Genomic DNA, 22778 nt, shown 5'->3' with positions numbered 1-22778 from the left:
TCCTGGAATTTATCTAGAGCCACGAAACTCAGCCATAAGCCACTTTAGCGAATAGCGAATATAGAGCCACAGGTTCCAGGGAAACCACTTGCATGTGAGCCTTAAAGCTGACTTAGCTCCAGATTTCTGGATAAAACTACTTCCAGTTCTACCCTCGATTTGACTTCCGCCCACTTCATGAACAAATGAATTTGTCTTAATTAGATCCATTGGAATCGAGAGGCGCGCTATCTGCATAGAAAAATCGATATCTTCAAAATAGAGAAAGAACTTTTCATCAAAGCCCTCTGTCTTTTCAAACAACTCCTTGCTAATACAGAATGCTGCGCCGTTAAAGTAAGGAACAGAAAATGCGGAAAACTGATCAGATATAACACCAGTGAGGCCATTAAAATATCGGATAGCCCGTTTTATGCCACCCTCTTGCGTTTCTAAAACGGCAAAGGGCTTATCTAGGTTGGCACCAACATTTAAAAGCTCCTCTACAGAAAAGTGTAAATCTGGGTTAAGGACAATAGCGTATTCACAAGATTGGAATAAGGTTCGACAACCTAGATTCACACCAGAACCAAAGCCTTTATTTTTTTGAGCAAGATAGGTGATATACCCTCTTGTAAAGTCATCAACTTGAAATTGGTGACCACCATGATCTACCAACACTACTGGAATTGATAAAGTATTTAACTTTTCAAAAATAGTAGGATAGTTTCGTAGAACATCATTGGCACCCTTACCGTAGAGCACCACAACAACCCCAAATTTTTTCAAGTCTGAATTCATTATTTGGTAGTTATTCGAAAAGAGCGTAGCTTTTCAATTAAGGAATGACTCTGCTGAAAGCAGGTGGCTAAGGCGACAGTACTTTTTCTGTAAAACAGTAAATCTGCCAGAATAGTTGAACCTAAAAGACCTAGTAGATTGGCAATAACAGCACCCAAAAGGCCATATACCGGGATTAGCAGGTAGGCAGCACTAAAACTTATCAACAGGCCAATCGATGCCGATAACAAAGGGAAAAAATAGCGATGCTCCAAGATGACATAGATCCCTCGGATAGCATTGAACATTCCAAATAGCGGACGAATCATTAATAGTGGCAGCAAAGCTTGAGCAGCAAGATACTGCTTACCAAAGGCCAAGGGAAACGCCCAAATAATGATTAGCATAACGGGAATAAGGGCAAGGTAAATCAATAGTCCCGAGAGGTAAGACCCCTGAAATGATTGCTTTAACTTTTCTTCAGAGGCGCCATGCAAACTTAACGCTAATTGGGGCATCAATATCAAAGAAAAGATGATAGGCACTACATCCAGAATCTCAAAGATCTTGAGGGCTGCGGAGTATTGCCCCACATCACTCCAACTCATCATCTTTTCAATTAAGTAATACTCGATACGTACCTGAAGCGCAATCATCACTCCTGCAAGCATTATTTTCCACGAGCGACTGAGGAGTAGTTTTGCATAAGGTCGATTAAATGCTCCGCCGATGCCGAACTGGGTTCGATTAATGCGAGAAAATATCCATCCATTACAAGCGTACTCTCCCGTCATTGATGCTGCAATCACATAAATTGGCCAGCCGAAGAAAACGGAAAGAATTTTGAGCGTCGATGAGCAAAGAGCAGACAAGCTACGAGTGAGCGCTATCAGGAGAAACTTTCCTTCAACCCGAAAACGGTATTCAAAGGCATCGGCAGATTGCAAAGGGAGATATAGGCCTAAGATCAATGCAATCCACCAAGTAACGTCTACTCCTAACTCAAGATACACAAACAAGACCAACAAGACATAAGCCAGCAAACCCCCAATACTGCGCATGCGCAGTATTGTTTTAAGCATATCCTCACGTGAAAGATGGCTATATGGCATTGCAGCCATATCTCGTGGACCCATTTCATCCAGCCCTAAAGTAGCTAGACCTCCGAATAAGCTTGCCGCCAAAAGAACATAGCTCAGTTGACCAAACTCTGCTGGCCCGTAATGCCGAGCAATTGCAATACCAACCAATAAGCCAATGCCCGCTCTAAATATTCTATCAATTAAGAGCGCAGAAGATGCAGATAAGAACGCCCTACTCATGAAAAAATCGATTCATTTGAAAATATTTATTTTTCATTCGATAACTGAGTTGTGTTTTCATTGGTACCGCTTTTTATTTGCGAAAATATCAGACTCAAAGTGCTTGTCAACACGATTAAAAAGATCAATGCGTTAATAAATACTTCAGAGGATATTTCCGTTGTGATGAGCAACAACATCATTGATCCCAGACCCCAGCGTCCGATATTCGCCCAAGGCTGCGGGGTATTTTTACTATAAACCCAGGCCAGAATGGCAGCCAACAGCAATAGAAGAACCCCAGGGATGCCGTACCCTAACGCAAAGTCAAGCCATGCACTGTGGCTCTGATGTAGGCACTCCGCCTCTGGCCACTGTAGCTTTCCTAAGTAGGCAAATGAAAGATCCATGACACCATAGCCAAGCGGATTATCTCGGATAAGCCTCAATGCCACAACAGCCCAAGCTATGCGTTCATAGTTTGACTGAGTAACGGTCTTGCCAAGCTCATTGACAGGATAGCCGTGAGGTACAGCACCGCAGTATTTCCAGTGATCAAATTGATCTACCTGAACCGCTACCTTAGCATCAGGAACAAAGGTATTCCAACGTGCGTCATCTTTAAAGCCTAGATATCCAACGTAAGAAATAACCACAAATAACAAGGCAGTCAATGTAAGCTTCCGAAGCATGAATTGACGTGATTTACTGAGCCACAATCCAAACAAGCCCAATATCACCAAGATCAATGTGTACGCAAATCCGTTGCGAGTATCCTCGACTTGAAAATTAAATAGAGTAATTGGCAATACTGATAAATAAATCAAATACGCCAAAACGTTTTTACTGCCTGAGCGAATGAGATTTTGCAAACATCCTACCGCTAAAGCCACTGCGGGAAGACAAAAGAACACGTAGCCCACCTTATGTATGCCAAAAGGATGATTAATATCGTTTGATCTCAATAAGAATGGTGAGAGCGCTAATCCCCAGCGACCTGCATTCAGAGTAATCCAATATTTAAATAAGTAAATCAGTGTTGGGGATAAAAAACCAATGAATAGAATTCGCCAATAGATTTTGGTCTTAGCAGCATCAGTGGAGTTGCTTAATAAGCCAATGCCAAGACCCAGTGCAAATGGGAGGCTGATCGCAATCTTTTTCCAAATCTTAGTGTACTCAGCGTACTGCATTGTATAGTCAACGCCAATAAACCATAGATGGATGCTGACCCATACCAACAACAATAAGATGAGTGCAATTGGTATAGCGCGGCGCTGGATATAAATTTTCCAGTTAAAAAATATGAATGGCAAACTTAATAGAGAGCCAATTACTAAACAAGAGTGGCGAATAAAGACAGTATGAGGCAATAACCACACACCATACAAGATAGAAAATAACACACACAGAACTAGCACAAGAGTATGTGGCATTGGCTTGATATGGGTGACCGACATTTTAATTGGGGAGATTTACAATGCAAAGAAATGTCTTCTCAGACGTCCTGAGTTAGACAGCACTTGCCTCGATAGGAGTATTGATACCTTCTCGCAACTCTTTTTAATCTTTTTCGCAGACCAACAAGCTCATCCCACGCCTCAAAACTAATGAAAGCATAAGATTTTGCTAAACCATTCCATACAGATTGTGAGAGTTTTAATGGATTTCCAACCAAACTTAAACCATTACGATACCAAGGATGCTCGCTAATGAGTATTTCATCGTGATGATGATTCCATATCCAGGTGCCCAAGGTTTCAAATTCAGCAAAGCCTGCGGGCTCCGCCTTGTCTAAGAATGATAAGACTGCATCAATCCAAGGAAGTTGAGCGCTTTGCGCTAATGCATTTGTTAATTCACGAGCCCAACTGACTTTCAGAATCAAGCTTTGAGCAATAAAAGAAAAGTTTTGCGTGCGCTTTAGTCCTAAAGCACGTTCGATGAAGTCAAAGTAAGACTTACGATACTCATCACCCTTGTAATAAATAAACTGTCCACTCGAATTAATGAACTCAAGCTTCTTTAAAGGCACAGTATCTGCATCCCAAATTAGGACTACATCCTGGTCGTCATGAGTCAATACAGCAGAAATCTTCACAAACTGCTGCAAATACCAACCCACCCGATCTTGATTCTCTGGCGTTAAGGTCTGTGCTATTTTTTCTTTTAAATTACCAACAAAGAGCGATTCTGGCTTAACTTGATATGGCGCCTTAGTAACGGCGGCAAACATCTGCACTTGAGCATCCGGCACAATGACGGTGTATTGCTTGGCTGAGATAAATTGCACAATGTGCTTTGCTGCAACCGTCCAAACATCAATATCCTTAATTGAGCAGACGGAAATTACCTCATCGATTACTGGAACTACAGGAGGCGTCACTGAAGACATCTCAGGCATCCCTATGTCCCAACAAAAATTCTGCATAGGCCTGTTTTAGACCTTCGGTTAACTGAACTTTTGGAGTCCAACCCAAACCATTTAATCTGGATGAATCCATCCACTTACGTGGAGTGCCATCAGGCTTAGTAACATCAAAACCAATTTTTCCTTGATAGCCAACCGCTTGGCTTACCGCATTTGCCAACTCAGCAATAGAGATATCACTACCGAAACCCACATTAATATGACTTTGCATTGGATCGGTATGCTGATCATAAGTAGCCTTATCTAAGTTCATAACAAATACTGAAGCGGCAGCCATATCATCAACATACAAAAACTCACGCTTAGGCGTGCCAGTACCCCAAATTAATACTTCTGGAGCACTGCCATCTTTAGCCTCATGAAATCTTCTGATTAAAGCCGGAATCACATGACTATTTTCAGGATGATAGTTATCGCCAGGCCCATAAAGATTAGTTGGCATTACAGAGCGGTAATCCACTCCATGTGACTCACCATACTGACGGTTATAACTTTCGCACATCTTGATGCCAGCAATTTTTGCAATAGCGTATGGCTCATTGGTCGACTCTAACTTACCCATCAATAAAGCATCTTCATTCATGGGTTGAGGTGCTAGCTTAGGATAAATACAGCTCGAACCCAAGAACAACAACTTCTTCACGCCATTTGAAAATGCTTGATGAATTACATTGCCCTGCACCATCAAGTTGTCGTAAATAAACTCAGCAGGAAAAGTGTTATTGGCATAAATACCGCCCACTTTTGCAGCAGCTAAATACACTTGATCAGGCTTCTCAGCAGCAAAGAACTCAGCAACCGCTGCTTGATTGGTGAGATCCAATTCTGTGCGTGTACGACCAATAATATTTTGATACCCCAGAGATTGCAAATTACGCACGATGGCAGAGCCAACCATCCCGCGATGGCCAGCTACGTAGATTTTTTGCTGGAGATTACTTGTCATTTGATGTTTAGCTTATAGAGATCGAGATAATTTTCTTAATTCTCTTTTCCTACAGTAACCTCATACCCATGTTTATTCAATAGGGCATGTTGCTTGGCCTTATCTAAATCATTGGCTACCATCTCCACAATCATTTCATCGAGAGTGATTTCAGGAACCCAGCCCAATTTCTCTTTAGCCTTCGTTGGATCACCCAACAGAGTTTCAACCTCTGTAGGACGGTAGTAGCGTGGATCGATTTGCACAATCACATCACCTACTTTTAATGCTGGGGCTTTGTCGCCTTCGATGGCTGCAACGATACCTTTTTCGCTCTCTGCTGAGCCTTCGAAGCGCATAGTAATACCAAGCTGCTTAGCGCTACGAGTAATAAATTCACGCACGGTGAACTGCACACCAGTGGCAATCACAAAGTCATCCGGCTTATCTTGCTGCAACATCAACCACTGCATGCGGACGTAATCTTTGGCATGACCCCAGTCACGTAGGGCATCAATATTGCCCATAAATAAGCATTTCTCAAGACCTTGAGCAATATTAGCCAAGCCACGAGTCACTTTGCGAGTCACAAAAGTCTCACCACGACGCTTAGACTCATGATTAAACAAAATACCGTTACAGGCATACATGCCATAACCTTCGCGATAGTTCACGGTAATCCAGTAAGCATATAACTTTGCTACTGCATAAGGGCTTCTTGGGTAAAAAGGTGTGGTTTCTTTTTGTGGAATTTCTTGAACTAAGCCATAGAGCTCAGAAGTAGATGCTTGATAGAAACGGGTTTTCTTCTCTAAACCTAAAATCCGAATGGCCTCCAAGATACGTAATGGCCCCATTGCATCCACATCGGCAGTGTATTCAGGGGATTCAAAAGAAACTGCAACGTGAGATTGTGCGCCCAAGTTATAAATTTCATCAGGCTGACTCTCTTGAATAATGCGCACTAAGTTACTAGTGTCGGTTAAATCACCATAATGCAGAATCAAGTTTGGGTGATTCACATGAGGATCTTGGTAGAGATGGTCGATGCGATCAGTATTGAATGATGATGCACGGCGTTTAATACCATGAACAATATATCCTTTTTCCAAAAGGAATTCGGCAAGGTAGGAGCCATCTTGCCCAGTGATACCGGTAATTAAAGCAACTTTTTGTTTGTCGTTCATAGTATTTCGGATATGTCTCTATTAAATTGATTGGTACATTTTTTTCACTACATTAATTCCAGTGGTTGACGCTTTCCAGCCAAACTCTTTCAATGCCTTGCTTGGATCAGCGCGACCGATCGCTAAATCTGTTGGGCGGAAGAGGCTTGGATCTTGAACTACATGATCCTTCCAGTTGAGGCCAGCCTGATCAAATGCTGCTTTTACAAAATCTTCCAAGGTAATTGTGGTGCCAGTAGCGATAACAAAGTCTTGTGGCTTTTCTTGTTGCAACATGAGCCACATTGCCTCTACATATTCCGGGGCCCAACCCCAATCTCTAGAAATATCTAGGCGACCTAAGCTGAGCTTATCTTGACTGCCTTCCGAGATTCGCTTAACTGAGTGAATAATTTTTTGCGTTACAAAACGCTCAGGGCGCAAAGGAGACTCGTGATTAAACAAAATTCCCGTACAGGCAAAAAGGCCATAAGCATCACGATAGTTATTTACCAACCAATATGCCGAGGTTTTAGCAACCGCATAGGGACTCATCGGATAGAAAGGAGTACTTTCGATTGCAGGCTCGCCTTTAGTATCACCAAAGCATTCGCCTGAACCAGCGTGATAGATCTTGATCTTCTTATCCATCATGCGACAACCCTCAAGAATATTGAGGGTGCCCATAGTAATACTCTGAATCGTTTCTGCAGGCTGCTCAAATGAGAGGCCTACGGATGATTGTCCTGCAAGGTAGTAGATCTCATCAGGATTACTCTTTCGTAATGCCATCAAGACACTACGAAAGTCCTCAGGAACCATAGAAACATATTGAATACGATCGGCTATTCCTAATTTTTTCAAGTTACCGAAAGATGCGCCTTGCGCATCACGTGAAGTACCGAAGACTTCATAACCCTTATCTAGCAGTAACTTAGCTAAATAACTACCATCCTGACCGCTAACCCCACAAATTAGTGCAACTCGTTTGCCGGCGTCGGTTAAATAGATTGATTGGTTCATTGGTTTGATGACTGCACTATTTAGCGTCCGTAGTTATCTTCGAAACGGACAATATCATCTTCACCCAAGTAACTACCGGACTGAACCTCGATGATCTCCAACGGAGTTTTTCCTGGGTTGGCAAGGCGATGAGTTTGGCCCTGCGGTATATAAGTACTTTGATTCTCGGAGAGCAAAATGACTTTCTCGCCATTCGTAATTTCAGCCGTTCCTTTAACTACAATCCAGTGTTCTGCACGGTGGTGATGCATCTGCAATGAGAGGCTTGCACCTGGCTTTACTTGAATGCGCTTCACCTTAAAGCGCTCACCCTCATCCACACTGTCATACCAACCCCAGGGTCTTGCTACCTTGCGGTGAAGATTCTTCTCTTCACGCTTTTGTTTTTCTAGCTGATTAACGATGTGCTTCACATCCTGGCTATTAGAGCGGTGCGCAACTAATACAGCATCGGCCGTTTCAATAATGACTAAGTTATCCACGCCCACTGCACTTACTAAACGACTACTTGCATGCACCAAAGAGTTACTCGCATCGCTAAGTAGGGTATCGCCAGAGGTAACATTACCTTGATCATCTTTTTTGCCTACCTGCCAGACTGCATCCCAAGCGCCTAAGTCATTCCAACCCGCATTGAGCTCCACCATCTTGATGCTGAACTGGCTATTTGCATTGCCAGCACATTTTTCAATAACTGCATAGTCAATCGATTCACTCGGAATCGTTTTAAAAATGGCTGCATCAGGGCGGACAAATTGAGTTTCGCCAGATTGATCTGTCTTGCGAGCCACCCAAGCGGTTTCGGTCGCACCATAAATATCGCGGCGAAATTCCTTCAAAGCGGCAAGCCAAGTGCTGGCGCGCAGCACAAACATGCCGCCATTCCAAAAGTAATTGCCATCATCTAAATAACTTTGCGCAGTCTTGGCATCAGGCTTTTCTACAAATTGCTCAACGGTGTATTCACCATGGGATCCTTGCTGGCCCATTTTCTTAATATAGCCATAACCCGTTTCCGGGGCGCTTGCAGTAATGCCTAAGATAGCAATCGTCTTTGCGCTGGAATCCGCTTTTACAACTTCGACACATTCATTGAGTGCTTTAGTAAAGGCCGCACCATTTTGTATTGTTTGATCTGCCGGTGTAATGACCAAGATCGGATCAATGGGGTTGCTACTGCTATCTTTTTGCTCGCTAGCGTACAAAGCAGCCAAGCTTAATGCTGGTGCCGTATTACGCCCCTCTGGCTCTAAAAGCAAAGTTGCATTAATGCTGGGCATTTCTCGTAATTGATCGAGCACTAAGAAACGATGCTCTTCATTAGTCACAATTAAAGTGGGCCCAATATCATTCTTAGAGAGTGTATTTAAACGCTCAACTGCCTGCTGAAATAAGCTCTTGCCAGAGTCATCACCAGACAATACTAAAAACTGCTTCGGAAATCCTGCGCGAGATAACGGCCATAGGCGTGTGCCAGACCCACCACAAAGGATGACTGGGATAACGGTATTAGCTGACAGTTTGATTAAGCTCATCAATTAGCAAAGCATTTATGCTTTTTGTAAATATCCGGTGATTTTAAAGGTTTTAAGCGGCTATTTTCATGAAACTAGGGGTTAACAATGGATTTAACTTCATTTAACCCATGATTACCCCCGAACCCAAAAAACTCACTAGAATTATCAGCAGCGCAAGATAGCGCTATTAAGCCCAAAGCCTAGATCTTAATGAGGGTCCTTGGGGCTTAAATTCACAACTAAAACCACTAATTACGGAGTCAATCATGACAACAGGCAACATCCCAAAAATCAACTTACGCAACTCTTTGACTGAATGCGGCCAATCGATCCGCAAAGAAAACGCTGGCAAATACCAAAACTACGCTATTAAGGACTGCAAAGCCTCAATCGCAGCAGGCAGAATCAGCAAATAAAGACTGGGCTTGAGTTAGAGCTGCCTATTATTTAGGCGGCCTATTGGGGTAAGGTTTACCAGTCAGATTGCTGTAAGCCGCCCCAGACAGTATCAAAAGAGCTGAATCCACCATCACCGGGAAAAAGGCATAGCGGTAATGCGTTATGCCACCCAAAACCGCAATTAAAGCCACTGCCGCTGCTGGTGGATGCAAGCAGCGCAACATAAACATTCCCAAAATAGAGAGTGCAGCAGCCATCGGCAAAGCCAGCAAGGGGCTCGAAACCAGGATTGCACAACTCACCCCAACTAAGGCAGACAGAGTATTGCCAGCAATAACAGCCCAAGGTTGAGCCATTGGACTGCCAGGCAGAACGAAGACCAATAAAGCGCTTGCCCCCAATGAAGCCATCAGCCATTCATCGATACCACTAAGCTCTCTAAGGTACATGGCGACAGTAATTACTAACATCAAACCTATAAAAGCCCCTAAAGCAGAACGAAAACGCTCGTACCAGGTCACAGCAGGTTGATCTCCACCCAAGTAAAAGGAGTAGCGCTTTAGAAGAAATTTAAGTGAGTGTTTCATAGATTGCGTCATAAAGAATCTTTGTTATACCCCAGCAATGCTTCTGATTTCAAACTGTTGAGGCAATAAAAAAGACCGCCGAAGCAGTCTTCCTTATTGATCAAAGTAATTACTGACTTTAAATTAAGCCTTTTTAGCCCAAGCACTGCAATGAGCTTTAGCAGCCACTTGCTTGCCAGCAAAGAGTGCGCATCCACCTGCAGCAGAATCTGGTTTGCCTTGGTAGAGAGCGCAATTAGCGCAATTCTTGCCAGCATCTTTAGATACTGCAACATATTGCAAAGCTTTTGCTTGTGGATCAGTTTCTGCAACCATAGCTTGAGCTTGAACTTTACCGTTCAAAGCCAATGTACAAGCACCAGCAGCAGACAAAATCATAAATTGGCGACGACTATTTTTCATGGATTCTCCAAAAAATAAAACAGCGAATGTTGTGCAATGACAATGCACCCTAAAAACTAAAGGTGATCATAGTGCAGAAGAATTAATCTATCCAGATAGCATGTAAGTCTATGATTTATATGAAGATATAGATGAGAATTATTCTCAAATATTGCAATGCAAGGTTACCGCGAAAGATAAGACTGAATTCAACACCCAAAAAGAAACAAGTTGCTTCGAAGAGAAGCTATTTCCAGCCCTTCAAATTCATACAATTGATCCATTGCCTGATATGCACGCCTGAGCCAGCTTCTGGGTAGTCTTCTTGGCAGTCCTTGAGGTCCTTGTTATAGGTCGCTTTATTGTTTTTTGAAGGATCCTGATTTTCAGAAGGAAAACTGGAGCAAGAAATCATCACCCCCAACATTAAGATGACCAAGCAAATTTGGGACGCTCTGAAGAACAATCTTGAGCTCATCTTCCGCCCTTACTAGACAACTTCATATAGACACCATGATCTCCGCAGGCTCGATTAAATGCCACGGCCGCTAAAGAATCTTTTGCGCCCAATGCGCTGCTGGATTTTTCACCGCTGATCTGAGGGGTGATTGAGTAAGAATTACTTTGGCAATTAGCCGTAAATACATAATCCACTTGCTTGGGAAAATCTTTATTTAACAAGTAAGAACTCAACCTCAATTGGCGGATATCTTTCTTGATATCAACAATAGTGACTTCGTTATTAATGACTTCATAGAAAACTGGTGGCTTCGCATCGGTTGATTCGACAACTGCATCTTCCTTAGGAGGTGCTATCTGCTTATTGAGCTTCTCATCAAAAACTTCAACGGGCGCCTTCTTGGCAACCGGAGCTGGCAATGGGCTTTCTTGATATAAGAAATAATTGATGTTTTGGTCATCAATAAATTTTCTGCCACAGACTCGGGAACGCATATAGGCCATAGCGGTTCTTGGGGCGATCTTGACCCAGCCAGAACCATTGACTGGCTTGGTGTCGCCCACTAGAGGTGCCTTGGAAACAATATTTTGGGTATAGAGAGTTTCCGACCATTGGTAATTGCCAAAGCAATCCATCTTTTGGCGATAAGGGCCGACGATAGTAGCGTTATACGGCGCTAGAGTATTTTTCTCCCTAGGGGAAAAGAATGCATCAAAAGTAACAACGCCCTCTTCATCTTCATTTAAGGTATAGGGGTCATAAAACCAGACCTTAGACTTAGATTCTGCCAAAAGAATCCAACTGCGATCTGCAAAATCTTTTTGATTCAGCGCCGGAATGTAAAAGAACGGTGACTCCACCTCTTCATTCATGGCCGTTTGATAATCCTGTCGCTGAGGGCCAACTGTGCAACCAACCAGCAAGACGATTAACAGAATGAGGAGTTTTTTCATTGGCCTATTTACGATCAATCAAAGCCAAGAACTCACGACGCAGATTGGAGTCTTTCAAGAAAGCACCGCGCATGACGCTGTTGATCATCTTGGAGTCACGATCTTTAACCCCACGCCATTGCATACAGAAGTGATCAGCATCCATCACAACAGCTACGCCAACAGGCCTAATCTTCTTTTCGAGCATGTCAGCCAACTCTACTACCGCCTCTTCCTGAATCTGCGGGCGACACATTACCCACTCAGTCAAGCGCGAGTATTTAGAAAGACCGATCAATGCAGAGTCTTTACTAGGTAATACGCCAATCCAAATGCGGCCCATGATGGGACATAAGTGGTGCGAACAGGCGCTACGGACCGTAATAGGCCCAATAATCATGAGCTCATTTAAACGGCTCACATTCGGAAACTTGGTTAGTGTTGGCTGATCTACATAGCGGCCATTAAAGACCTCTTGGACATACATCTTTGCTACACGACGACTAGTATTTTGAGTGTTGTGATCATTTTCAGTATCAATCACGAGGCTTTCTAGAACAGCCTGCATCTTCTCAGCAACCTCATCTACTAAACCCTCCAACTCACCTGGCTTAATAAATGCAGAGATATTGTCATTCGCATGAAAGCGCACTTTTTGAGCCTCAATACGACGACGAATCACCACTGATAGTGGAGTGCCCACATCCTCTTTGCTGCTTACTTTTTTCGTCACAGCTTTACTAGCCACTTTTTTGGCTGGTGTTTTTTTAATGGGCATATAAATTTTTGTCTCGAATATTTTCAGAATCAGTTCTGTATTTTTTGTAATTAAATCTGGAAGAACAAGGCTACTACGCAAATCATGCCAAATAGCCAAACTGTGGAGCGGGTAGTAGGCCAATCAGCGATATAGCAAGCTAGGTAAGCAATACGCGCAATCACAAAGCCGATTGCCAGGAGATCAATTCTGTCCTGTGGGGCATGAGCAATCGATGCAATGATGACGGCGGCAAAGAAAAAAGGGAGCGACTCAAATATATTGGCTTGAGCGGCATTAGCGCGCGCCCTAAAGCCAGTTTGTTTAGCAAGCCACTGTCTTGGCATACCGTTGTCATAGCCTTCAAAGCCTTTTTTGGCGATACCGGCAGCAACATAGGGAAGTAGTCCCATAAAGAGAATGCATGCATAAGCAATAGTCATGATGGCCTTATTAAAGTGAAGTTATTTGCGAGAAGTAGGAATGCTTATTTTGGAGTCTTCTTACTACCAATGCGGCCCTCAGTACCATTGAGCAAATTTTGAATATTGCTACGATGACGCCAAATGAGGAGTGCGCAAACGATCAGCAATGCAATGCCCATCGGCTGAAAGCCGAATAAGAAAACGAAATAGATTGGACCAAATATCGCAGCAGCTAATGCAGCCAGTGATGAGTAACGCATAAACGTGGCCACAATAATCCAAGTACTCAGTGTGGCTAATCCCAAAATCCAATTAATACCAAACAAAATACCGCAAGCGGTAGCAACTCCTTTGCCACCCTTAAAGCCATGAAATATGGGGAAGAGATGACCCAAGAACACTGCGATCACAACGCCGCATAAGAGCCAGGAGTTCATGGTGGAAGTAAGAGATTCATCACCGAGTAAAACTCGTGCCAACATGACAGCAAAGTAACCCTTTAATGCATCGCCAACGAGAGTTAGCACTGCAGCTAATTTATTACCCGTGCGCAGCACATTGGTCGCGCCAGGATTACCTGAACCATAGGAATGAGGATCCGGTAAGCGCATGCACTTACTCACAACCACTGCAAAAGATATAGAGCCTATTAAATAGGCGATTGGGATAATCAAGAGGTCGAGGGTTAAATCCATACCGCTATCTTAAACACTTATGAACCCCTAGGATGGTGCTGCTGATGTATCGATTTGAGGCGTTCACGGGCCACATGGGTGTAGATCTGGGTAGTAGAGATATCCGCATGGCCCAAAAGGAGCTGTACTACCCTTAAATCAGCCCCATGATTCAGTAAATGGGTGGCAAATGCATGGCGCAAGGTATGGGGTGACAGCGCTACTGGAATATTAGCTACTGTTGCGTATCTCTTAATCAAAGCCCAGAATGCCTGACGGGTTAAGCCTGTGCCAGTATGGCGACCCACAAAAACCGCATCAGTGGTTTTACCTTCCAACAAGGGGGTACGCGCTTCTGCTAAATAGCGTCTTAACCACTGTCCTGCTTCACCACCAAATGGCACTAAGCGCTCTTTTCCACCTTTGCCATTGACCACTCGCACTACACCTTCATTTAGACCTAGTGCAACAGTTTTTAAAGAAACGATTTCTGAAACGCGTAAGCCACTGGCATACATTAGCTCCAACATGGTGCGATCACGTAGACCCAATGGCGTTTCGATATCGGGGGCATTGAGTAATGCGGTGACTTGATCCTCGCTCAAGGTCTTTGGAAAACGGAGTGCTTGTTTAGCAGCACGCAATCCAATACAAGGATCACTCTTCACTAAATTGATACGGAGTGCATGACGATAGAAGCGTTTGAAAACCGTTAAGCGCCGATTAGCAGTAGTAGCTTTATCAGCACGTCGATGGGCAATATATGCTGTTAGATCTTTTTCTGTCACTCCATACAGATCAGCTCCCGAGTCCTTATAGAGCCACTGGGCCAATAACAATAAGTCTCTGCGGTATGCGGACAGACTATTTTGAGCTAAGCCATCTTCCAACCAGCAAGCATCGCAGAAGCGCTCAATGGCTTCTTGGCTTGCTGGGGCTATCTGATTTTGGATGTTTTTAGAGATTGGCATTTAAGATTGCATGGCTCTAGGCAGCCAAATATCAATAACTACTTAGCAACCTCTTCCAGTTTTTCTGCAAGCCATATCTTCATCAAAGATTGATATGGCACATCAAGCTTATTCGCTTGCAACTTAATATTCTCCAAAATACTCTGGGATAAGCGGAGCGATATTGAAGTGGTTGTTGGCTTCAGATTTGGCATTGTGACTCTTACAGCCCTTGACAAATCAAAATATTCTGAAGAATCACTCTTCTCCCAGAAGGCGCGCTCTTCTTTTTCACTCTTGAATTTAGGAATTGTTTTGCTAGGCTTTTTCATAGAATGCCCTCTCTTTCTTACTCATTGGCCTTGCGGAAACCACCCTAATTAAAGTGCCACTCTTTCGCAAGGTAAAAACTACGGACAAAAATTCACCAATCGAGGTAACACCAAGAGCCAAATAACGTTGCTCATCTTCGCTATGCTTCTCATCACCAGAAACCAATAGGGGCTGATTAAAGAAAATTTCTTCTGCCTCTCCTTGAGTTACACCATGCTTCTCTTCGCTCTTGTAAGCGTTTCCAGCATCCCACTGGAACCCAGTAATTCGGTGAAAATCTATCATGCATGTATATTATCATAATATACATGCACCTATAAAGCAAGGGGTCTCTTATACCCCCTCAAACATCACATTAGTCACGGAAATTATTAAAGCCTAATGGCGCTTCGGTAACTTCTTTTTTGAGCAGAGCCATAGTTTCTTGCAAGTCATCACGCTTAGCGCCAGTGACACGTACTGCATCACCCTGAATACTGGCTTGCACTTTGAGCTTGCTATCTTTAATGATGCGCACTACTTTTTTAGCTAAGTCTGAAGTAATACCCTTTTGAATCTTCATGGTCTGCTTGCGCTTATCACTGCCAATGGTTTCTGTTTTGTCATCTTTGAGATAACGCACGTCCACATTGCGCTTAGCCATTTTACTAATCAACACATCACGCACTTGGCCTAATTTAAAGTCGTCATCACCAAACAAGATTAAAGTTTCATCTTTTTGCTCTACACGGCTATCGGAGCCCTTAAAGTCAAAACGATTGGTAATTTCTTTATTAGATTGCTCAACAGCATTTTTGAGTTCAATCATGTCCGGCTCACAAACTACGTCAAATGTTGGCATTTTTACTCCCTATATTTTTTGGTAAATATTCAAGCAATCTTCATATTTTCTAGATATTTTGGAGACTTTTACAAGTTTTGCACCTAAAAAATATTCGCTAGATTCTTTTACGAATAAGATTGTGGCATGAACCGTGCTCAAAATGCGCCCCAAGCAGCAAAATCAATACCCAATTTGGGCTTGAAGCAGCGCAATACCTTTGGCTTTGACGCCAATGCAGAGCTAGCCTACGAAATTACCGCGCCCGAGCAAATTCCGGAAGTCATCTCCGATATTGCCGAGCAAAAACTAGCATGGCGTGTTTTGGGTGGAGGCAGCAATGTCATTCTTCCCAACAAGCTACCGGGGGCTACCCTTCTCATGAATATTGCCGGACAAGAAATTATTTCCAGCGATGCGGATGCCAGTCTTTTAGCTGTGGGTGGTGGTGTGAATTGGCATGAACTTGTTGCTTGGACCCTAGAGAATGATTTACCCGGTTTAGAAAACTTAGCACTCATCCCTGGAACCGTTGGAGCAGCACCAATTCAAAACATTGGGGCTTACGGTGTTGAGATCGGCGATTACATCGATCGTATCGAAGCCTTTGATACGAAAGATCATGCCTTTGTCACCCTCGCAAAAGAGGCCTGCCACTTTGCTTATCGCGATAGCTACTTCAAGCAAAATCCCCAGCGCTTTATTGTGACAAAGGTTGTTTTTAGTATTCCTAAAAATTGGCAGGCTCGTATTCATTACGCAGATCTAGCAAAACAATTTGCTGAAAACTCCAATCCCACTGCAGAAGAAATTTTCTTAGCGGTTTGTAAGATCCGCACACATAAATTGCCTGACCCAAAAGTGATTGGCAATGCCGGCAGCTTCTTTCAGAATCCCATTGTTCCGAATGAACAATATGAAACCCTGCTCAAAACTCATGCTGACCTAGTCTCATATCCCGACGCACCAGGCAAACGCAAGCTAGCGGCTGGATGGCTCATTGATCAATGTGGCTTTAAGGGACAGCGTATGGGCTCAGTCGGCGTTTATGAAAACCAAGCGCTGGTGCTGGTCAATCATGGTGGTGGCACGGCTCAAGATATCCTAGGCCTAGCAAAGTGTATTCGCGATAAAGTGCACGATAAATTTGGTGTTAGCTTGCAGATAGAGCCCAATATCCTCTAGCCCTCTGGGCAAGTGAAATATCTCCTATTTCACAATAGCTACTTTAGCTAACTCCACAGTCACACTACCTTCAGCAACCTGTATTTCATACTCTTGATCGGTGACCAGTTCATTTGGCTTGCGCACCGCACACAACGCTTCTTTGTTTTTACTCAGAATGACTGCATAACCACGCTCTAACGTTCTCTGTGGATTCAACATCTCCAACTGAGATTGATAGTGCGATTGATTGCGCTTCCAATTTTCCATGCGCACAGACCAGGCCTGGTTCAGGCGCTGCTGCCATCCCTGAATTTGCTCACGCATGCGATCCGGATTGGGCAATGCATGACTCAAGCGAAGCGCTAATTGATCCAGCGTTTGTGCCTCACGCTCTACTCGTTGGTTAATGCGCTGGAGTAGCGCTTGCATGATGGCATCAAGCTCTTGCAGCATTTGATCTCGGCGTGGCGCTGCTAGCTCTGCCGCGCCAGTTGGTGTTGGTGCGCGCAAGTCTGCAACAAAATCCGCAATCGTGAAATCGGTTTCATGTCCAACACCACTCACTATTGGAATAGATGAATCTGCAATCGCATAAGCCAGTTGTTCATCATTAAATGCCCAGAGATCTTCAATACTGCCTCCACCGCGTACTAACAAAATAACATCTACTGCTTTTTCTTTTTCGGCAGCTTTGAGTGCGGCAATAATGCCGGCTGGTGCATCAGGTCCTTGTACTAGCGTTGGATAAATCACAATCGGAATATGCGGCGCTCTTCTCGCTAAAGTACTCAGCACATCTTTGAGTGCTGCTGCTTGCAGTGATGTGATGATGCCGATTGATCGCGGATGCGTTGGGATCTCACGCTTGCGCTCATCATCAAACAAGCCTTCTTTTGCGAGCTTGGCTTTCAGCTTTAAGAAGGCTTCGTAGAGACCTCCCATGCCAGCACGACGCAAAGTTTGAATCGTGAGCTGTATATCCCCACGAGGAACATACATTCCTAAGCTAGCGCTAACTTCAACCAAATCCCCAGATTGCGGCATGAACCCAACTTGGCCGTTGCGACCACGAAACATGACACAACGAATTTGACCTTCTGCGTCTTTTAATGAGAAATACCAATGCCCGCTGTCATAAGCCTTGAAGTTGGAAATCTCCCCGCTCACCCATACAGTATCGAAACGGTCCTCTAAAGAGGCAGCAATGGCGCGGTTTAGATCGCCAACACTCAGAATTTCCCTTGATATTTCCGACATTTTTTCTCTTTAATCTCACAGCCATCTGGCTTAGGCGCCAATAAATATCCACAGATACAGATTCACTCTAGGTTTAATGCGTATAAGTAAGTAATTACTGACCCAAAACGTCTCATAAATCCAACATCTAAAATACAAGCCATTGATTTATATAGGAATTAATCTGCCTAATAAATTCGATTTGAACCAATATAAAACCACGCTGACCATGTATCAAGGACTTACAGACCAAACTCAAAAAAGTTTTGCACAGAGTTATCCACAGGCTAGCTTTCCGAAACAGGCTTTTTAATTCAGCTAAAGTACTGAGCTTATGTACTCCATCTTACTATCCGCTGGCTGGCCTATTTGGCCCCTCCTCATCATTTCCATATTGGGCTTAGCAATAGCATTAGAGCGTTGCTGGTACCTGCGTCAAACGCACATATTCCCCAAAAATTGCCTAGAAAGCGTTTTTTCTCTTGCAAATCAGTTGGTTGGAAGCAAATCCAGCGTTTCTGAGCAGCAGATTACGGAATTGGCCAACCTTTCTCCTGCAAGCCCTTTATTGGCATGCGCACTAAAAGAGAAATTATCTGGCAGCAATGCTGATGCTGCGCTGGAGGAGTTGCAAGTGACCGCACAGAGCACTTGGCTTAAGTTGGACCGCTACTTAGGCGCACTTGCCACGATCGCCACAGTCGCTCCGCTATTGGGTTTATTTGGCACTGTCGTGGGCATGATTGAAATCTTTGGCAGTCAAGGCGCTATTAATGGCGCTGCTGGTAGTCCACAACAATTAGCCCACGGTATTTCAGTCGCTTTGTACAACACGGCATTTGGACTCTTGATTGCTATTCCTGCTCTTGCAGCTTGGCGTGGTTTGCGCGCAATGGCCAATCAACGTCAACGTGAATGTGAAGAATTTACTCGTCAACTGTTTAAGAAGCTCTATCCAAACGTTTCAAACGACGCTGCTGACATTTCAAAATGAGTTGGCTAGAAACACACCCACGAGCCAAGAGAAGATTTTCTCTTGGGGGTAGTGCTACACCTGTAGAGCCAGAAATCAATCTCATTCCTTTTATTGATGTGTTGTTGGTGGTCTTAATCTTTTTGATGATCTCCACAACCTTCACGCGCTATCAAGAATTGGCCATCACTTTACCCACCGCTAATGGCGATGAGAGCCAGGCAGAGGTCAAGCAAATTCATCTTGCAGTCAGTCGCGATGGCCGCTTCGCAGTGAATGGCAAAGTGGTAGATCGATCACAACTCAGCAATGCATTAACTCAGCTAAATGGACAAAGCAGCCAGAAGGAAGCCACCAGCTCTCTGCAAGTGAATATTGATGCCGATGCTAGAGCGCCCCATCAGGCGGTCATGAGCGCACTGGAAGCAGCGCGCGATGCTAACCTGTCCAATATCGTGTTTAGCAGCCAAACCAAGAAGTAATTACCGAATCAAGAAACTACTCAATGTCATTTTCTTACTTCCGTAAAGCCCCCAAGTTTTGGGAAAGACGTGGCCCTACGAGCTTATTGCTCTGGCCGCTCTCTTGGCTTTATGGCTTGGTAATACGCGTTCGTAAATTAATTCTGGATACGGGCTTAGTAAAGCAACAGCCTGCTCCAGTACCAGTCATTATTGTGGGCAATATTCGTGTAGGCGGAACTGGCAAGACGCCTATCGTGATCGCTCTAGCAGAACGTCTTAGTCACCTTGGTTGGAGGCCTGGAATTATTAGTCGAGGCTATGGATCTTCTTCTCAAATCACACCATTACAAGTTCGCAGTGATTCTGATCCAACCCTAGTTGGTGACGAGCCTGTATTGATTGCAAAACGTACACATGATCAATTTCCGATTTGGGTTTTTCCAAAGCGTCTAAAAAGTATTCAGGCTTTACTAAAGTATTCACCCAATGTGAACGTCATCATTAGCGACGATGGCTTGCAGCACAGTGGTTTAGCGCGCTGGCCTGCTCGCGAAGGCGGGCGTGATATTGAATTCGTAGTGCGCGATGGACGGGGTGAAGGCAATCGTTTTCTACTTCCTGCCGGTCCTTTGCGCGAACCCGCCACACGTGAACGTGATGCCACCCTCTTTACTGGAAAAGCAAAAGGTGCTGAATCTAAGCTTGGTCCTCAGGATGAGTATTTTTTAGGGCGTCGCGCATTCTCGCTCTTAGGTAATATGGGTAATGCCTATCAATTGATCAACCCTACAAATACGCAGATGCTTGCTCAAATTGCAGATAGTTATTTACCAAACAAAATTACTGCCGTTGCCGCCTTGGGTAATCCACAACGCTTTTTTGATGATCTCCTCAAACAAGGGATTGCCGCTAAATCGATTCCCTTGCCAGATCATGCGACCTATACAACCGAGTTCTTTGAGAAGATCAATGCGCAATGCATCCTCATTACTGAAAAGGATGCTGTGAAATGCGCCGCAATTACAGATGAGCGCATTTGGGTGGTCCCAATGACTCTCGCCCTCCCAGACAGCTTGGCTGACTGGCTGCAATCCATTCTGCAAAGACCCAATCCTTACCGCTATACCTTGTAGGTTTGGCGTACATAGCACTACACTGTGTCATCACCTAAATAGATCACCATTAAAGAAATCATGGATAAACGACTGCTCGATATTTTGGTTTGCCCCTTATGTAAAAGCCCATTGCATTTAAATGCCGAGAAACATGAGCTTATTTGCAAGGCCGATCGCCTGGCCTACCCCATTCGGGATGATGTGCCAGTAATGCTGGTTGAAGAAGCACGCAACATGAATGCTGATGAACTTGCTTAATACATTGAGCAAGTCACTTTAATGAATCATTCTTCCAAAGCTCCAGATTTTTTAGTAGTGATTCCGGCTCGCCTGGGATCCACTCGTTTACCGAGAAAACCTCTAGCGGACATTAGTGGTAAACCGATGGTGATTCGCGTGGCTGAACGTGCCAAGCAATCGCTTGCGCAAAGCGTTGTAGTGGCAACTGATTCACCAGAGATACAAGCTGCTTGCGATGAGCATTGTATTGAGTGTTTACTCACTAGTGCAGACCATCCAACAGGAACCGATCGCATTGCAGAAGTTGCGCAGCTACTGAAGCTGCCTAGCAATGCATTGATTGTGAATGTACAAGGCGATGAGCCGCTCATTCCACCTGAATTAATCAATCAAGTTGCCAGCACTTTGGCCAAGCATCAAGAGTGTGCTATCTCCACAGTTGCCGTACCGATTACCGATGCCACAGAGATCAATAATCCCAATGTGGTGAAAGTGGTTCTTAACCGCTCCGGTGAAGCGCTCTACTTTTCCAGAGCGCCGATTCCGTTTGTGAGAGATCCTCAGGCAAACCAAAAAATAGCGCATTTACGCCATCTGGGGATCTATGCCTATAGGGCTGACTTTTTACAGGCCTACACCCGTCTAGAGCCAGCACCTCCAGAGCAGGCTGAAGCTTTAGAACAGCTACGCGCCCTCTGGAATGGTTATCGCATAGCCGTTCATACCGCCTCTGAAGCCCCGCCTGCTGGGGTGGACACCCCAGAGGACCTCGAAAGAGTGCGCCAGTTACTGGCTGGCTCCTAGGCCAATACGTCAAAACCTCAGTAGTTTGGAGCTTCTCGGGGATAATCCTAGGCAATAGGTTTCTAAGATCCCGACAAAATACGGGACAATGACAGCTCTTCTAAGGGGAAAACAATGCGGTTGATTCTGCTCGGTGCACCAGGTGCTGGAAAAGGCACACAAGCTCAGTTTATTTGCGAAAAATTTGCTATTCCACAAATTTCCACTGGCGATATGTTGCGCGCTGCTGTGAAAGCAGGAACTGAACTCGGTATTGCGGCCAAAAAAATTATGGATGCGGGTGGCCTCGTTTCTGATGACATCATCATCGGCCTCGTTAAAGATCGCCTGACTCAACCGGATTGCAGCAAAGGCTATTTGTTTGATGGTTTTCCAAGAACCATTCCTCAAGCACAAGCCATGAAAGATGCTGGTGTTCCTATCGATTACGTTTTAGAAATCGATGTGCCATTTGATGCCATCATCGATCGTATGAGCGGACGTCGTGTTCACCCTGCCTCTGGCCGTACTTATCACATCAAATACAACCCACCCAAGGTTGCAGGCAAAGATGATGTGACTGGCGATGATCTTATTCAGCGTGACGACGACAAAGAGGCAACTGTTCGCAAACGTTTGCAGGTATATGACGATCAGACCCGTCCATTAGTGGAGTACTACTCCTCTTGGGCTGCGCAAGGCAATCCAGCCGACAAGGTAAAAGCGCCAGTCTATCGCAAGGTAAGTGGCACTGGTAACGTTGAAGACATCACCGCTTCTATTTTTGCTGAACTGAAGTAATTCAATTCGCATTAGTAAAAAAGGACTGCATTTGAACTGACCCACAAAAGTTGGACACCCAATCCAACTCAACAGGGTCAGTCTCATGTCCAAATACAGCAAAGAGTTCAAGCTAGTAGTCATTGAGCATTACCTCTCCGGTAGGGGTGGTTTTAAAAC

General features: G+C 44.3%; 27 protein-coding genes. 8 read left to right on the top strand and 19 right to left on the bottom strand.

The genetic code is table 11. The annotated features are described in order from the left end of the window. Nucleotides 1-9: 9 nt before the first annotated feature. The 8 genes from ICN44_RS11985 to ICN44_RS11950 are packed head-to-tail and all read right to left on the bottom strand — an operon-like array spanning nucleotide 10 to nucleotide 9140. Nucleotides 10-780, bottom strand: coding sequence for a glycosyltransferase family 2 protein (locus ICN44_RS11985; protein ID WP_216264152.1), 771 nt, complete (start codon nucleotides 778-780; stop codon nucleotides 10-12). After that, nucleotides 780-2081, bottom strand: coding sequence for an oligosaccharide flippase family protein (locus ICN44_RS11980; protein ID WP_216264151.1), 1302 nt, complete (start codon nucleotides 2079-2081; stop codon nucleotides 780-782). Before ICN44_RS11980 ends, ICN44_RS11985 begins: the two co-directional genes overlap by 1 nt. A 26-nt stretch (nucleotides 2082-2107) precedes the next feature. Further along, the gene (locus tag ICN44_RS11975) at nucleotides 2108-3520 is read right to left on the bottom strand and encodes an O-antigen ligase family protein (protein ID WP_216264150.1); all 1413 of its coding nucleotides are present in this window, start codon (nucleotides 3518-3520) and stop codon (nucleotides 2108-2110) included. 38 nt (nucleotides 3521-3558) lie between these two features. Next, nucleotides 3559-4464 (bottom strand): DUF6492 family protein, encoded by a 906-nt coding sequence (locus ICN44_RS11970; RefSeq protein WP_216264149.1) that lies wholly within the window; start codon nucleotides 4462-4464, stop codon nucleotides 3559-3561. Then, nucleotides 4457-5437: a GDP-L-fucose synthase gene (locus ICN44_RS11965; RefSeq protein ID WP_216264148.1), complete on the bottom strand. Its 981-nt coding sequence runs from the start codon at nucleotides 5435-5437 to the stop codon at nucleotides 4457-4459. Before ICN44_RS11965 ends, ICN44_RS11970 begins: the two co-directional genes overlap by 8 nt. A gap of 35 nt (nucleotides 5438-5472) precedes the next feature. Then, nucleotides 5473-6603 (bottom strand): GDP-mannose 4,6-dehydratase, encoded by a 1131-nt coding sequence (gene gmd, locus ICN44_RS11960; RefSeq protein WP_216264147.1) that lies wholly within the window; start codon nucleotides 6601-6603, stop codon nucleotides 5473-5475. A gap of 21 nt (nucleotides 6604-6624) precedes the next feature. Then, nucleotides 6625-7605, bottom strand: a complete 981-nt coding sequence (locus tag ICN44_RS11955; RefSeq protein ID WP_216264146.1) for a GDP-mannose 4,6-dehydratase — start codon at nucleotides 7603-7605, stop codon at nucleotides 6625-6627. A gap of 20 nt (nucleotides 7606-7625) precedes the next feature. After that, entirely contained in the window at nucleotides 7626-9140 is a 1515-nt protein-coding gene (locus ICN44_RS11950) for a mannose-1-phosphate guanylyltransferase/mannose-6-phosphate isomerase (protein WP_216264145.1), read from the bottom strand. Between the two features lie 248 nt (nucleotides 9141-9388). Here ICN44_RS11950 and ICN44_RS11945 point away from each other — a divergent pair, with 248 nt between their 5' ends. Continuing rightward, nucleotides 9389-9538: a hypothetical protein gene (locus ICN44_RS11945; protein ID WP_216264144.1), complete on the top strand. Its 150-nt coding sequence runs from the start codon at nucleotides 9389-9391 to the stop codon at nucleotides 9536-9538. A 27-nt stretch (nucleotides 9539-9565) separates the two neighbouring features. Here the strand turns inward: ICN44_RS11945 and ICN44_RS11940 are convergent, their stop codons facing one another. From ICN44_RS11940 to ICN44_RS11895, 10 genes are all read right to left on the bottom strand, one after another. After that, the gene (locus tag ICN44_RS11940) at nucleotides 9566-10120 is read right to left on the bottom strand and encodes an HPP family protein (RefSeq protein WP_255537617.1); all 555 of its coding nucleotides are present in this window, start codon (nucleotides 10118-10120) and stop codon (nucleotides 9566-9568) included. A gap of 111 nt (nucleotides 10121-10231) precedes the next feature. Then, the gene (locus ICN44_RS11935) at nucleotides 10232-10510 is read right to left on the bottom strand and encodes a high-potential iron-sulfur protein (RefSeq protein WP_216264143.1); all 279 of its coding nucleotides are present in this window, start codon (nucleotides 10508-10510) and stop codon (nucleotides 10232-10234) included. Nucleotides 10511-10963: 453 nt separating this feature from the next. After that, nucleotides 10964-11902, bottom strand: coding sequence for a hypothetical protein (locus tag ICN44_RS11930; protein WP_216264142.1), 939 nt, complete (start codon nucleotides 11900-11902; stop codon nucleotides 10964-10966). A gap of 4 nt (nucleotides 11903-11906) precedes the next feature. Next, nucleotides 11907-12659, bottom strand: a complete 753-nt coding sequence (gene folE, locus ICN44_RS11925; RefSeq protein WP_216264141.1) for a GTP cyclohydrolase I — start codon at nucleotides 12657-12659, stop codon at nucleotides 11907-11909. A 50-nt stretch (nucleotides 12660-12709) separates the two neighbouring features. Beyond that, the gene (locus ICN44_RS11920; protein ID WP_216264140.1) at nucleotides 12710-13081 is read right to left on the bottom strand and encodes an MAPEG family protein; all 372 of its coding nucleotides are present in this window, start codon (nucleotides 13079-13081) and stop codon (nucleotides 12710-12712) included. Nucleotides 13082-13125: 44 nt separating this feature from the next. Further along, nucleotides 13126-13758 carry a glycerol-3-phosphate 1-O-acyltransferase PlsY gene (gene plsY, locus ICN44_RS11915; RefSeq protein ID WP_216264139.1) on the bottom strand — a complete coding sequence of 211 codons (633 nt, stop codon included), beginning with the start codon at nucleotides 13756-13758 and terminating at the stop codon, nucleotides 13126-13128. A gap of 17 nt (nucleotides 13759-13775) precedes the next feature. Next, a complete protein-coding gene (gene xerD, locus ICN44_RS11910; RefSeq protein ID WP_216264138.1) occupies nucleotides 13776-14708 on the bottom strand; it encodes a site-specific tyrosine recombinase XerD in 933 nt (310 codons plus the stop codon). 38 nt (nucleotides 14709-14746) lie between these two features. Then, complete coding sequence (locus ICN44_RS11905; RefSeq protein WP_072583281.1) at nucleotides 14747-15019, bottom strand: BrnA antitoxin family protein; 273 nt, start codon at nucleotides 15017-15019, stop codon at nucleotides 14747-14749. Beyond that, nucleotides 15006-15305, bottom strand: coding sequence for a BrnT family toxin (locus tag ICN44_RS11900; protein ID WP_072583282.1), 300 nt, complete (start codon nucleotides 15303-15305; stop codon nucleotides 15006-15008). The genes ICN44_RS11905 and ICN44_RS11900 overlap by 14 nt, the downstream gene beginning before the upstream one ends. Nucleotides 15306-15375: 70 nt before the next feature. Then, entirely contained in the window at nucleotides 15376-15861 is a 486-nt protein-coding gene (locus ICN44_RS11895; RefSeq protein WP_072583283.1) for a YajQ family cyclic di-GMP-binding protein, read from the bottom strand. A gap of 126 nt (nucleotides 15862-15987) precedes the next feature. On the opposite strand from ICN44_RS11895, the gene murB reads away from it, so the two are divergent. Beyond that, nucleotides 15988-17025, top strand: a complete 1038-nt coding sequence (murB, locus tag ICN44_RS11890) for a UDP-N-acetylmuramate dehydrogenase (RefSeq protein ID WP_216264137.1) — start codon at nucleotides 15988-15990, stop codon at nucleotides 17023-17025. A 24-nt stretch (nucleotides 17026-17049) separates the two neighbouring features. Here murB and xseA read toward each other — a convergent pair whose 3' ends face one another. Next, on the bottom strand, nucleotides 17050-18264 hold the full coding sequence (gene xseA, locus ICN44_RS11885; protein WP_216264136.1) for an exodeoxyribonuclease VII large subunit: 1215 nt from the start codon (nucleotides 18262-18264) through the stop codon (nucleotides 17050-17052). Nucleotides 18265-18577: 313 nt separating this feature from the next. Here xseA and ICN44_RS11880 point away from each other — a divergent pair, with 313 nt between their 5' ends. The 6 genes from ICN44_RS11880 to adk all read left to right on the top strand — a co-directional run bounded on the left by ICN44_RS11880 (nucleotide 18578) and on the right by adk (nucleotide 22619). Further along, complete coding sequence (locus ICN44_RS11880; RefSeq protein WP_216264135.1) at nucleotides 18578-19237, top strand: MotA/TolQ/ExbB proton channel family protein; 660 nt, start codon at nucleotides 18578-18580, stop codon at nucleotides 19235-19237. Next, nucleotides 19234-19698, top strand: a complete 465-nt coding sequence (locus ICN44_RS11875) for a biopolymer transporter ExbD (RefSeq protein WP_216264134.1) — start codon at nucleotides 19234-19236, stop codon at nucleotides 19696-19698. Before ICN44_RS11880 ends, ICN44_RS11875 begins: the two co-directional genes overlap by 4 nt. Before the next feature lie 23 nt (nucleotides 19699-19721). Next, entirely contained in the window at nucleotides 19722-20813 is a 1092-nt protein-coding gene (lpxK, locus tag ICN44_RS11870; protein ID WP_216264133.1) for a tetraacyldisaccharide 4'-kinase, read from the top strand. A 60-nt stretch (nucleotides 20814-20873) separates the two neighbouring features. Next, nucleotides 20874-21053 (top strand): Trm112 family protein, encoded by a 180-nt coding sequence (locus ICN44_RS11865; protein WP_216264132.1) that lies wholly within the window; start codon nucleotides 20874-20876, stop codon nucleotides 21051-21053. A 21-nt stretch (nucleotides 21054-21074) separates the two neighbouring features. Next, nucleotides 21075-21839, top strand: coding sequence for a 3-deoxy-manno-octulosonate cytidylyltransferase (gene kdsB, locus ICN44_RS11860; protein ID WP_216264131.1), 765 nt, complete (start codon nucleotides 21075-21077; stop codon nucleotides 21837-21839). 114 nt (nucleotides 21840-21953) lie between these two features. Beyond that, entirely contained in the window at nucleotides 21954-22619 is a 666-nt protein-coding gene (adk, locus tag ICN44_RS11855) for an adenylate kinase (RefSeq protein WP_216121653.1), read from the top strand. Nucleotides 22620-22778 lie beyond the last annotated feature (159 nt).

Origin of the sequence: Polynucleobacter sp. JS-Fieb-80-E5, from assembly GCF_018882015.1 — a bacterium.
Lineage (GTDB): Bacteria > Pseudomonadota > Gammaproteobacteria > Burkholderiales > Burkholderiaceae > Polynucleobacter.
The sequence above is the reverse complement of the archived record's forward strand: the minus strand, read 5'-3'. Positions and strand labels throughout refer to the sequence as shown.

What these genes read in the sequence shown, in the direction of transcription:
- gmd (WP_216264147.1), bottom strand. Translation starts at nt 6,603, where the DNA reads ATGAACGACAAACAAAAAGTTGCTTTAATTACCGGTATCACTGGGCAA.
- ICN44_RS11955 (WP_216264146.1), bottom strand. Translation starts at nt 7,605, where the DNA reads ATGAACCAATCAATCTATTTAACCGACGCCGGCAAACGAGTTGCACTA.
- ICN44_RS11945 (WP_216264144.1), top strand. Translation starts at nt 9,389, where the DNA reads ATGACAACAGGCAACATCCCAAAAATCAACTTACGCAACTCTTTGACT.
- lpxK (WP_216264133.1), top strand. Translation starts at nt 19,722, where the DNA reads ATGTCATTTTCTTACTTCCGTAAAGCCCCCAAGTTTTGGGAAAGACGT.
- ICN44_RS11985 (WP_216264152.1), bottom strand. Translation starts at nt 780, where the DNA reads ATGAATTCAGACTTGAAAAAATTTGGGGTTGTTGTGGTGCTCTACGGT.
- ICN44_RS11920 (WP_216264140.1), bottom strand. Translation starts at nt 13,081, where the DNA reads ATGACTATTGCTTATGCATGCATTCTCTTTATGGGACTACTTCCCTAT.
- murB (WP_216264137.1), top strand. Translation starts at nt 15,988, where the DNA reads ATGAACCGTGCTCAAAATGCGCCCCAAGCAGCAAAATCAATACCCAAT.
- ICN44_RS11880 (WP_216264135.1), top strand. Translation starts at nt 18,578, where the DNA reads ATGTACTCCATCTTACTATCCGCTGGCTGGCCTATTTGGCCCCTCCTC.
- ICN44_RS11875 (WP_216264134.1), top strand. Translation starts at nt 19,234, where the DNA reads ATGAGTTGGCTAGAAACACACCCACGAGCCAAGAGAAGATTTTCTCTT.
- plsY (WP_216264139.1), bottom strand. Translation starts at nt 13,758, where the DNA reads ATGGATTTAACCCTCGACCTCTTGATTATCCCAATCGCCTATTTAATA.
- ICN44_RS11975 (WP_216264150.1), bottom strand. Translation starts at nt 3,520, where the DNA reads ATGTCGGTCACCCATATCAAGCCAATGCCACATACTCTTGTGCTAGTT.
- adk (WP_216121653.1), top strand. Translation starts at nt 21,954, where the DNA reads ATGCGGTTGATTCTGCTCGGTGCACCAGGTGCTGGAAAAGGCACACAA.
- ICN44_RS11900 (WP_072583282.1), bottom strand. Translation starts at nt 15,305, where the DNA reads ATGATAGATTTTCACCGAATTACTGGGTTCCAGTGGGATGCTGGAAAC.
- ICN44_RS11970 (WP_216264149.1), bottom strand. Translation starts at nt 4,464, where the DNA reads ATGCCTGAGATGTCTTCAGTGACGCCTCCTGTAGTTCCAGTAATCGAT.
- ICN44_RS11980 (WP_216264151.1), bottom strand. Translation starts at nt 2,081, where the DNA reads ATGAGTAGGGCGTTCTTATCTGCATCTTCTGCGCTCTTAATTGATAGA.
- ICN44_RS11895 (WP_072583283.1), bottom strand. Translation starts at nt 15,861, where the DNA reads ATGCCAACATTTGACGTAGTTTGTGAGCCGGACATGATTGAACTCAAA.
- ICN44_RS11940 (WP_255537617.1), bottom strand. Translation starts at nt 10,120, where the DNA reads ATGACGCAATCTATGAAACACTCACTTAAATTTCTTCTAAAGCGCTAC.
- ICN44_RS11905 (WP_072583281.1), bottom strand. Translation starts at nt 15,019, where the DNA reads ATGAAAAAGCCTAGCAAAACAATTCCTAAATTCAAGAGTGAAAAAGAA.
- kdsB (WP_216264131.1), top strand. Translation starts at nt 21,075, where the DNA reads ATGAATCATTCTTCCAAAGCTCCAGATTTTTTAGTAGTGATTCCGGCT.
- xseA (WP_216264136.1), bottom strand. Translation starts at nt 18,264, where the DNA reads ATGTCGGAAATATCAAGGGAAATTCTGAGTGTTGGCGATCTAAACCGC.
- ICN44_RS11865 (WP_216264132.1), top strand. Translation starts at nt 20,874, where the DNA reads ATGGATAAACGACTGCTCGATATTTTGGTTTGCCCCTTATGTAAAAGC.
- xerD (WP_216264138.1), bottom strand. Translation starts at nt 14,708, where the DNA reads ATGCCAATCTCTAAAAACATCCAAAATCAGATAGCCCCAGCAAGCCAA.
- ICN44_RS11935 (WP_216264143.1), bottom strand. Translation starts at nt 10,510, where the DNA reads ATGAAAAATAGTCGTCGCCAATTTATGATTTTGTCTGCTGCTGGTGCT.
- ICN44_RS11965 (WP_216264148.1), bottom strand. Translation starts at nt 5,437, where the DNA reads ATGACAAGTAATCTCCAGCAAAAAATCTACGTAGCTGGCCATCGCGGG.
- ICN44_RS11950 (WP_216264145.1), bottom strand. Translation starts at nt 9,140, where the DNA reads ATGAGCTTAATCAAACTGTCAGCTAATACCGTTATCCCAGTCATCCTT.
- folE (WP_216264141.1), bottom strand. Translation starts at nt 12,659, where the DNA reads ATGCCCATTAAAAAAACACCAGCCAAAAAAGTGGCTAGTAAAGCTGTG.
- ICN44_RS11930 (WP_216264142.1), bottom strand. Translation starts at nt 11,902, where the DNA reads ATGAAAAAACTCCTCATTCTGTTAATCGTCTTGCTGGTTGGTTGCACA.